This window comes from Candidatus Desulfolinea nitratireducens (assembly GCF_982879505.1).
Genome location: NZ_CEYOSI010000238.1, coordinates 1 through 5130, shown reverse-complemented (window position 1 = coordinate 5130; position 5130 = coordinate 1). Strand labels below are relative to the sequence as shown.

Genomic DNA, 5130 nt, shown 5'->3' with positions numbered 1-5130 from the left:
TTCGCTAAACAAGCCTATACAATGGCTGCTTCAAACTAAAAACACAACTATCGAGATAGTTATTGGTTTCCCTGGCCCGGAGCGCCAGGACGGGCGATACGCCGAAAAACATCGGCTACTCACCTGTGCCGCACCACAAGTGCAGGCAACCAACTGGCGCTTATTTTGACAAACTGTCAGGTGGCTAGATTAGTTTTATTAAAAGATATTATGGTACTATTTTTATCAAATAGGATATAATTTTTTTGAATAGAAGCGCTAAAGTTGGGGGTATGAACATATTTATACCTGTTCGTTAATTGTTTGACAGTATGCTATGCAATTTGTCGTAGCCCTGAGATCCAAATAATGCTATTTCAAGACAGGAGGTATGTATGAACGAGAAGAAAGAAATAGACCGTCGCAGCTTTTTAGGCATGGCAACCTGGGCAATTGGGGGATTGATTGGAGCAGGTTTCGGCATCCCAGCCATTGCCTATATCATCAGCCCTGCAACGCGCAAGGACGAGGCCCAAGACTGGATCCGCCTGGGATCGGTTTCAAAGGTTGAGCTGGGAACTCCGACACTCTTCAAAACCAAGATCGAGCGCCAAACAGGCTGGATTACCAAAGAGGAAGAGCTATCCATATATGTGCTCACCGAAAACGGGCGCGACTTTGTCGCCATGTCAAATATCTGCACCCACCTCGGCTGTCGCGTACGATGGATCTCTGACCAGGAGCAATTCTTCTGTCCATGCCACAACGCAGGATTCTCAAAAAGTGGCGAGGTTGTCTCTGGCCCGCCCCCCCGTCCTCTCGACCAGTATCAGGTCAAGGAAGAAGACGGGCAATTATACGTTCTGGGAGGCTAATATGGGTTCAAAAATAGCAGACTGGCTTGATGAACGTTTGGGTTGGCGCAGTGTATGGGAAGCCATTTTTCTGCGCAAGATCCCCAAGGTAAATTGGTTATTCACCCTGGGCAGCGCAACGCTATTTGTCGCGGTTAATCAGGCTATTACCGGCATTCTATTGACGCTTTACTACGTACCCACACCAGACCACGCCTACAACAGTGTCCAATATATAACCAACGAGGTCGCAGCTGGCTGGCTGATCAGAGGGCTACATCACTGGGGTGCCAGCGCTATGGTCGTGCTGACGGTACTCCATATGTTACGTGTGATCTTCCTTGGTACCTATAAATACCCACGCGAAATAACCTGGTTCACCGGAGTATTCTTGCTGATCATCGTGATCGGTTTTGGTTTTACTGGTTATCTGCTTCCCTGGGATCAAAAAGCTTATTGGGCAACCACCGTCGGGACCAAAATCGCGAGTGTCACCCCTGGGATTGGCGATTGGATTTTACGCGTCATGCGCGGCGGCCCAGAACTATCTGCCGTGACCCTGGCGCGATTCTTCGGTGTCCACGTATGGGTGCTTCCATCAGCGTTGATGGCATTGTCAGGGCTTCACTTGTATCTGGTGATTAAAATTGGCATCAGCGAAATGCCCGGGAAGGATGATTAGCCATGAACGAAAAAGAGAAAAAAGACTATCTCGCTGGGTATAAAAAAGCCAAGGAAAAAGGCGTTCATTTCTATCCGGATATTCTTTTCAAGGATGCCGTAGTTTCCCTGCTGATCTTCATTCTATTGGCCGCACTGGCTTATTTTCTAGGCGCACCTCTTGAAGAACGGGCTAATCCCTCGGACACAAATTACACGCCCAAACCCGAGTGGTATTTTCTTTTCCTGTTCCAACTGCTTAAATATTTCCCTGGCGAGTTGGAAGTCATCGGTGTCATTGTTATTCCGACCCTGGCGATTATCTTCCTCTTTCTCCTGCCTGTTCTGGATCGCAGTGCGAAGCGGCATTATTCCAGCAGACCATGGATAATCGGGATCACATCAGTATTGGGGATTGGGATAATTTTTCTATCCATTCAATCGATCCGCGAAACCCCTCCACCCGCCGAAGCAGGCCTTGGAGACCCCATCGCAGCATTATACGCTGAAAACTGTGCCTCCTGCCATGGTCCGATGATTACCGTCCCCGAGGGCACAAATCTGCATTTGATCATCACCCAGGGCAGCCATGAGGGGGGTATGCCTGCCTGGAGCGGAGATCTGACCAACAATGAAATTGACGCCCTGGCAGGATTCGTTTTATCACCCAGAGGCCACGAGCTTTTCAACTCAAACTGCGGTGAATGCCACGAGACCGCTGAGTTGGTTTCCAGTAGTCCGATCGAATTAAAAGCAGCACTGAACCTTGGCAGCGAATATCCTGCGCACAGCGAACTTGACATTCCCAACTGGGATGAAGTTCTGAGTGCCCAAAACCGGACCTCACTACTCAACTTCCTGGTGGCTCCGGATGGACAACGCCTCTTTGCCATAAATTGCTCTGCCTGCCATGGCCGTTCAGTGGCCTTCACAGGAGAAGAAGCAGAGCTAGAGAGTCTAATCAGCCAGGGCGGACTCCATCTGGAGATGCCGCCGTGGCAGGAAAAATTGAGTTCTGATGATTTGGATGCGCTGGCCCGCTATGTCAGCAGCACAGATGCGTCGGCTGAAGACGCAGAACTTTTCAGCCAGTTATGCTCAAGCTGCCACGGCACGCTGATCCCGCAAATGAATGATTTTGACCTGGCGCGAGATAAGATTGCCACTGGAGGGGCCCATGAGACCATGCCCGTCTGGGGTGAGGTACTGACATCAGAGCAATTGGATGCCCTGGTAAGTTACACCATGGATGCTTCTGAAGGCACACCGCTTGAAGTCGGAAGAGATATCTTCTCAAAAAACTGTGCCCTTTGTCACGGAGATTTCGGTGAGGGTGGTGTCAATCCGGCCCGCCCAGATGACGTGATCGCTCCGATCAGTTCTGCTGAATACCTGAAAACGCGTGATGATCACACCTTGTTCCAGATCATTGCGCAAGGACAACCCAACTTTGGCATGTCTCCTTTTGGCAGTGCCTTTGGCGGACCGCTTGATGATGATCAGATCAACACGATTATTACCTATATGCGCTCATGGGAAGCCAACCCACCCGTTGAGTATCCGCCAGAAATGACTCTCCCTGATAATGTGGACCTCTCCGGGGTGGAAATCTTCGAAACATTATGCTCTCAATGCCACCGGCCTGACGGTAGCGGCATTGGACCTGTGTTAAGCGATCCTGATTTTCAGAAAAATAATACCGATCAGGAAATTTTCAACACGATCAGCAAGGGTCACCCGAACAGTTCAATGATCGCCTGGAGCCAGATATTGACCGATGATCAAATTCTGCAACTCGTGAAGATCCTTCGGAATTTGAATAATGATGGTAGCGAGGCTGGGACATCCGGACCGGCTTCCTTCGCAAATGATGTGCGGCCCCTTTTCGAGGAACACTGTACTATTTGCCACGGCCAGATGGGCGGCTGGAACGCCGATACCTCTGAGAATGTGATCAACACAGGGAATAATGCACCTTCTGTCATTCCCGGGGATGCAAAGAATAGTTTGCTTGCGCAAAAGATGCTCGGAACGCAATCCAGTGGAGGGATCATGCCTCCGGCAGGTTTATTAGCCGAGGATCAAGTCTGGATCATTTTGGATTGGATCACAGCTGGTGCTCCGGATAACTAAGATACTCACTTGAATGCAAGGTAAGCCAAGACCACCCGCATAGCGAGTGGTCTTTTTGTTTCGGGCGTATCGCCCTCAACTCGCAAAAGCGATAATGAAGGTCCCGTTCCCTTGAAGGGACCGGGACCTTTTTATAAACAAAAACAAGGCTGCCAAATGGCAGCCCTGTTCGTATTACTAGCTTTCTATGGTTTGAGGCTTATTCAAATGCTGCGAGAGAAGCTTCGAGCAGTGCTTTGGTGTAAGCGGGGTTGTGGACGCCATGGCTGGCATCTTCAACTGCAATGTAGATGTAGTTCCACAATGCTGCGCCTTTGGCGGCTTCGTATTTGCCAACAACGGGGTGACCAGCTTCGAGTTCGTACATACCTTCGGCTTCGAGCAATTCACCGAGTTCAACAAGCATCTCGTCAACTTCGGTCTGCAAGCCACTGAAATCAAAGTCTTCGATATCAGCATGGCAGCCCAGGCAGGCAGCAACGCTCGGCAGGAAGGTGTGATTGTCAGCTTCGCCTAAGTGGCAAGCTACACAGGTGCCTTCGACCATCGAATAATGTGCGCCGGGTTTACCTTCAACTTCACCGCCGCCACCGACACCCATCAGCATAGCTGTTTGTGGGCCATGGTGCGGGCCCCAATGGGTGCTGGTAACATCAACCAGACCTTCTTCGTCCAATGCAAATCCGCGGCGAGGCTGGTGGCAATTAGCACACAGGTTGCCTTCGCCACCGTCATAGGTGACGTCTTCAAAGGCATACAGAGGCACTGCAGCTGTGGTCTCAAGAGCCCAGTCGTCAGCGGTGAAGCTGGTGTGGATCGCATGGCAGGTGCGGCAATCCTGATGGGTGACATCAGCGATATCGCCTTCCCAGGCATCCGGGGTGCTGCCTTCAGCGACCATTTTACTAAATGCTGCGCCTGAGTGGCATGCGGCACAACCGCCACGGCCACCCGCATAAGCGGTAGCAGTGCCGGCACCATGGACAGAGGCTTCCCACGGGGCTTTCTTTCCGGTGATGACAGCAGTGTCATTATGACATTCGGTGCAGGTCAGGTCAGCAGCCATGGCTACTTCACCAGCGGGTCCTGCGGGGCCTTCTGCGCCAGCGGGTCCTGCGGGGCCTGCAGGACCTTCTGCGCCACATGCAGTCAGTAAGACCGCGGCAACGAGTAGTGTAGCTAATACTAGCATTTTCTTAGACATTCTTTAATTCTCCTTCAATATTCTAAAATTGTACGATTTTGAATTGCTAAATATTTTTGGCGAAATTGGTTAATAGGCACCTCCAACGATAGTATTCATGAGATTAATACCAAAAGCTCTCATGTTGCGTTAATATTTATATAAGTATATCTGTTTGTGATAATTAACCCAATGCTACCTATCACTTTGGCTTAGTGATATATATCACCTTTAGTTATGTGATTTACTTTTGAGATATGCAAAGTCTTATACAGGATATTAAGGTCATTTATGCCATATAACCCAATGTTATTTCGTTAT

General features: G+C 49.9%; 4 protein-coding genes. 3 read left to right on the top strand and 1 reads right to left on the bottom strand.

Annotated elements, in window-relative coordinates:
* Positions 1–374: 374 nt before the first annotated feature.
* The 3 genes from AC3DOM_RS15480 to AC3DOM_RS15470 are packed head-to-tail and all read left to right on the top strand — an operon-like array spanning position 375 to position 3626.
* The gene (locus AC3DOM_RS15480) at positions 375–854 is read left to right on the top strand and encodes a QcrA and Rieske domain-containing protein (RefSeq protein ID WP_487919945.1); all 480 of its coding nucleotides are present in this window, start codon (positions 375–377) and stop codon (positions 852–854) included.
* A 1-nt stretch (position 855) separates the two neighbouring features.
* Positions 856–1515: a cytochrome b gene (locus tag AC3DOM_RS15475; RefSeq protein ID WP_487919944.1), complete on the top strand. Its 660-nt coding sequence runs from the start codon at positions 856–858 to the stop codon at positions 1513–1515.
* 2 nt (positions 1516–1517) lie between these two features.
* Positions 1518–3626, top strand: coding sequence for a c-type cytochrome (locus AC3DOM_RS15470; RefSeq protein ID WP_487919943.1), 2109 nt, complete (start codon positions 1518–1520; stop codon positions 3624–3626).
* Between the two features lie 199 nt (positions 3627–3825).
* On the opposite strand, the gene AC3DOM_RS15465 is transcribed toward AC3DOM_RS15470, so the two are convergent.
* Positions 3826–4830: a cytochrome c3 family protein gene (locus AC3DOM_RS15465; protein WP_487919942.1), complete on the bottom strand. Its 1005-nt coding sequence runs from the start codon at positions 4828–4830 to the stop codon at positions 3826–3828.
* Positions 4831–5130: the final 300 nt, after the last annotated feature.